This is a genomic window from Streptomyces sp. NPDC058157 (genome assembly GCF_042884105.1).
Taxonomy (GTDB): Bacteria; Actinomycetota; Actinomycetes; order Streptomycetales; family Streptomycetaceae; genus Streptomyces.
Window position 1 is genome coordinate 1 of record NZ_JBHVUQ010000332.1, and the last position, 4764, is coordinate 4764.

The 4764-nt window shown below is 75.9% G+C and carries 5 protein-coding genes; all 5 read left to right on the forward strand.

Going from position 1 to position 4764, the window contains the following annotated elements:
• Window positions 1-1720: amino acid adenylation domain-containing protein (locus ACFVXK_RS37085; protein WP_389621326.1), on the forward strand; the 1720-nt coding region annotated here is incomplete at its 5' end.
• Window positions 1717-1965 carry an acyl carrier protein gene (locus ACFVXK_RS37090; protein ID WP_159036874.1) on the forward strand — a complete coding sequence of 83 codons (249 nt, stop codon included), beginning with the start codon at window positions 1717-1719 and terminating at the stop codon, window positions 1963-1965. The genes ACFVXK_RS37085 and ACFVXK_RS37090, both read left to right, overlap by 4 nt.
• A 12-nt stretch (window positions 1966-1977) precedes the next feature.
• Window positions 1978-3297, forward strand: coding sequence for a condensation domain-containing protein (locus ACFVXK_RS37095; RefSeq protein WP_389621330.1), 1320 nt, complete (start codon window positions 1978-1980; stop codon window positions 3295-3297).
• Window positions 3290-4531 carry an MFS transporter gene (locus ACFVXK_RS37100; RefSeq protein WP_389621333.1) on the forward strand — a complete coding sequence of 414 codons (1242 nt, stop codon included), beginning with the start codon at window positions 3290-3292 and terminating at the stop codon, window positions 4529-4531. Before ACFVXK_RS37095 ends, ACFVXK_RS37100 begins: the two co-directional genes overlap by 8 nt.
• A gap of 48 nt (window positions 4532-4579) precedes the next feature.
• Window positions 4580-4764, forward strand: a 185-nt coding sequence (locus ACFVXK_RS37105) for a ribonuclease HI (protein WP_389621336.1), incomplete at its 3' end; no start/stop codon positions are given.

Sequence of the window (4764 nt, forward strand, 5' to 3'; positions counted from 1 at the left end):
CTCCGCGGGCCTGCTCCGGGCCCCCGCCGAGGGCCCGTCCGCCGTCCGCCTCCCCGACGGGTCGGCGCGGTTCGCCCTCGACGGGGTCCCCGAGGACACCGCCGCGGTCCTCGCCGAGCGGGCGGACCGGTTCGCCGCCGCCGCGCTCGCCGAGCCCGAGCGCCCCCTCGGCGACCTCGACCTCGTCGACGGAGCCGACTGGAAACTGCTGTCGGCCTGGTCCGGCGAGGACACCGAGCCGGTCGGGGAGCCCGCCTACCGGATGTTCGCCGACCGGGCGCGCCTGCGGCCCGACGCGGTCGCCGTCTCGGCCCCCGGCACCACCCTGACCTACCGCGAACTGCTGGAGCGGGCCGGTGGCATCGCCCGGGAGCTCGGCGCGCGGGGCGTCCGCCCCGGCGACGCCGTCGGCCTGCTGTTCGAACGGGGCCCGGAAGCCGTCGCCGCGACCGTCGCCGTGGCGCTGGCGGGGGCCACGGCCGTGCCCCTCGACCCGAACTACCCGCCCGAGCGGCTGCGCCTGATGCTGGCACGGCCCCGCGGCCCCCTCACCCCGCCAGACGGCGTTGGCCGGGGGCCGGCGCTGTGCGAGTCCCTTAGACTTCGCCGCAGCGCCCCCGCCGCCGCACCCCCGCTGCCGCCGGCCCCCGAGACCGCCACGGTGATGTACACCTCCGGCTCCACCGGGCAGCCCAAGGGCGTGCGGCTCACCCACCGGGGCATCGCCCGCCTCGCCCACGACGCCCGCGTCGACTTCGGACCCGGCGACACCGTCCTGCACCTGGCGCCCGCCACCTTCGACGCGGCGCTGCTGGAGGTGTGGTGCACCCTCGCCCGCGGCGCCCGCCTGGAGATCGCCCCGCCCGGCCCGCTCACCCTGACGGAGCTGGCCGACCTGATCACCGGCCGCGGCGTCACCGCCCTGTGGCTCACCGCCGGCCTCTTCCACCAGCTGGCCGAACACCGCCCGGACGCCTTCGCCGGGGTGCGCAGGCTGTTCACCGGCGGCGACGTCGTCTCCCCCCACCACGTCTCCGCCGTCCTCACCCGCCACCCCGCCCTCACGGTGGTCAACGGCTACGGACCCACCGAGAACACCACCTTCACCTGCTGCGGCGCCGTCGCCGAACCGCCCCCGCCGGGAGCGGCCACCGTGCCCATCGGCACCCCTGTGCGCGGCACCCGCGTCTACGTGGTCGACCCCGGCGGCCACCCCGTCCCACCGGGCGTACCCGGCGAACTGTGGGCGGCCGGCGAGGGCCTGGCCGCCGGCTACCTCGACCGGCCCGAGCTGACCGCGCGCGCCTTCCCGGTGCCCGCCGCCGGCCGGCTGCGCGGCGTCCGCTGCTACCGCACCGGCGACCTCGCCCGGTTCCGGCCCGACGGCGCACTGGAGTTCCTCGGCCGCGAGGACGGCCAGGTCAAGATCAACGGCCACCGGGTGGAGCCCGGCGAGATCGAACAGGCCGTCCTCGCGCAGCCCGGAGTCCGCGGGGCCTGCGTCCTGGTGGAGACCGACCCCCTCGGCGGGAAGCGGCTCGCCGCCTACATCGAGGGCGACGACCGGGCCCTGGCCAAGGCCGTCCGCGCGGGCCTGCGCGCCGTCCTGCCCGGCTACCTGGTCCCCGCCCGCTACGTCGTCATCGACAGCTTCCCGTTGACCGCCAACGGCAAGACCGACCGAAACCGGCTGCGCGCCGGAGAATGCGAGCCCCGATGAGCACGTCGTCCGTACGCGAGACCGTCGCCCGGATCTGGTCCGAGGTCCTCGGCACCGGCATCGACGAGGAGTCCGACTTCTTCCTCCTCGGCGGCCACTCCCTGCTGGCCACCCAGATGGTCGCCCGGCTGGAGGCCGCCCTCGGCGTCAAGGTCACCATGCGCGAGGTCCTGGAGTACCCCGAGTTCGGCGAGTTCGCCGACCTGGTCGCCGAGCGCGCCGACACCGACCGCACCCCCGCCTAGGAGCCCGAGCAGATGTCCGCACCACTGTCCCTGCCGACCCTGAGCTACCAGGAGGGCCGGCTGCTGATGGACGAGCGCAGCCGCGCCCTGGGCGTGCCCTCCGTCCGTACGATCTCCCAGGCCTACCGGGTCCGCGGCCCCCTGCGGCTGCCCGTGCTCGACGAGGCGCTGGCCCGGCTGGCCGGGCGCCACGAGGCCCTGCGCACCCGCTTCGAGGGGCCCGGCCGGCAGACCGTCCACCCCGCCGTCACCCTGCGCGCCGTCTTCCACGACGCCGCCGGGGACGAGGCGGCGGCGGTCGCCCGGGTCCGGGCCGAGGCGGACCGGCCGCTGCCGGCGGAGCGGGACGAACGCCTGCGGGTCAGCGTGGTGCGCGTCGGGGACGAGGACCACTTCGTCGTCCTCGTCTTCGACCACCTGGTGGTGGACGGCTGGGCCCGCGGGGTCCTGACCGAGGAGCTCTCCACCCTCTACACCGCCCTGGCCGCCGGGCGCGAGCCCGGGCTCCCCGAGGTCGCGTACAGCTACCGGGACCACGTCCGCGAGCAGAACGGACTGCTGGCCGGCCCCGAGGGCGAGCGGATGATGTCGTTCTGGCGCGAGCGCCTGGCCGGCCCCGGCGCCATACCGAGGCTGGAGGTCCCCAAACGCGAGCCCGGGGCCGCGCCCGAGGGCGGCTACGAGGCGCGCCGGCTGCCCCAGGGCCTCGTCGACGACATCAGGAAGTTCGCGGCCCGCGAGCGGGTCACGCTGTTCATGCTGGTGCTCTGCGCCCTGGACGTCGCGCTGCGCGAGGCCACCGGCCGCGACGAGCAGGCCGTGGCCGTCAACGTCTACAACCGGGAGACGGAGGGCCGCGAGAACCTGGTGGCCCCGCTGGCCGAGCTCCTCGTCGTCCGCAGCGACCTGGCGGGCGCCGGCACCTTCCGGGCCGCGCTGCGCCGGGTCCGCGGGGACAGCCTCGACGCCCAGGAGAACGCGGCCGTCCCCTTCGCCGAGCTGGTCAAGGCCTTCAACCCCGACGAGTACGCCGACCCGGACGCCCCCATCGGCGTGGTCCTCAACATGCTGTACGCCCAGCTCCACGGAGAGGGGCTGGACCTGGCCCCGGCCGCCACCGCCCCGTTCCCGCTGTCCGACGAGGGGTTCCGCCCGCGCAGCGAGCTGATGCTCGTCGGCGAGGCGGGCGGGGACGAACTGGCGCTGACCGCCTACTACCAGGCCGACCGGCTGCCCGCCGGCTTCGTCACCGGCCTGCTGGACCGGCTCGTCTCCCTGCTGGAGGCCGTCGTGGACGATCCGCTGCTGCCGCTGGACGGCCCCCGTGGCTGAGCGCCGTGACGAGATCCTGCTGCGCGCCGCGTACATCGTCTCCACCTGCGGGGACTGGGTGTTCCGGTTCGCGATGCCGATGCTGGTGCTCCAGCTGACCGACTCGGCCTTCCTGGCCGCCTTCACCTACGCGCTGGAGTTCGTCCCGTACGTCCTGGTCGGGCTGTTCAGCGGGGTGGTCGCGGACCGGGTGGACCGGCGCCGCCTGATGACCGGCTGCGACCTGGCCTCGGCCGTGGTCGTCGCGGGCATCGGCCTGCTGTGCCTGCTGGACAGCCCGCCGGTGTCCGCCGTGTACACGGCCGCGTTCGTCCTGGCCTGCATGCGCCCCCTGTACTTCCCGGCCTTCCAGGGCTTCCTGATGGAACGGGTGCCCGAGGAGCGGCGGGCGGTGATGAACGCGTGGGTCCAGGGGTCCGAGAGCCTGCTGAACATGCTCGGCCCGATCGCGGGCATCAGCGTGGTCGCCTTCCTCGGGCCGGCGGCGGCCAGCGGGGTCAACGCCGTGTCCTTCGCCCTGTCCGCCGTGCTCATCCTGCTCACCGCCGCCGCCCCGGCGACGGCGGCCACCGCCCCGCTGCGCGAGGCGCTGCGCGGCATGGGCCCGGACCTGCTGACCGGGTTCCGGATGCTGTTCGCCGAGCCGGTGCTCCGGTCCGGGACCATCCTGCTGATCCTGACCAACTTCGCCGTGCACGCCGTCGAGGCGAACCTGGTGTACGTGGTCACCGAGGCGACCGGGCAGTCCAGCTTCGTCCTCGGCCTGGTCGTCGCCGCACAGGGCGCCGGAGCGGTCGCGGGCGCGGCCGTCGTGCCCAAGCTGCTGGGGCGCCACAGCGAGGGGCGGCTGCTGACCGTCGGGATGGGCGCGCTCGCCGCCTCCCTGCTCGCCCCGGCCGTCACCGCCGACGTCCGCCTCCTGGCCCCGGCCTGGGCGGTCGCGGGGGCGGCGACCTCGCTGATCGTGGTGGGCTGGTTCACCTACCGGCAGAAGGTGGTGGACGCCGAGTTCATGGGCCGCGTGGTCGCCGTCAACCGGGCCGTCTCCTTCGCCGCGATCCTTCCCGCCGCCCTGCTCGGCGGCTGGGTGGCCGCCGCCTTCGCCCCGGCCGCCCTCTTCGCCGGAGCGGGCGCCGTGCAGGCCCTGGCCTTCGTCGTCACCGCGGCGGGCCTGGTCGGCAGGGCCGGCCGCAGCCCGGCCTCGGAGCCCGCCGCCCGGCAGCCGGTGACCTGATCCGGGCGGGTGGCCGGCGGGGCTCCCGGGATAGGGCAAGATCGGGGGATGTCCGATCGCATCATCGCCGCCTGTGACGGGGCGGCCAAGGGAAACCCGGGCCCGGCCGGATGGGCCTGGGTCATCGCCGACGCCGAGGGCCGGCCCGAGCGCTGGGAGGCCGGCCCGCTGGGGCGGGCCACCCACAACGTCGGCGAGCTCACCGCCCTCCAGCGCCTGCTGGAGGCCGTCGA

Bases quoted from the DNA above. Each gene is read 5' to 3' on its own strand.
- ACFVXK_RS37095 (WP_389621330.1), top strand. From the start codon at position 1,978: ATGTCCGCACCACTGTCCCTGCCGACCCTGAGCTACCAGGAGGGCCGG.
- ACFVXK_RS37090 (WP_159036874.1), top strand. From the start codon at position 1,717: ATGAGCACGTCGTCCGTACGCGAGACCGTCGCCCGGATCTGGTCCGAG.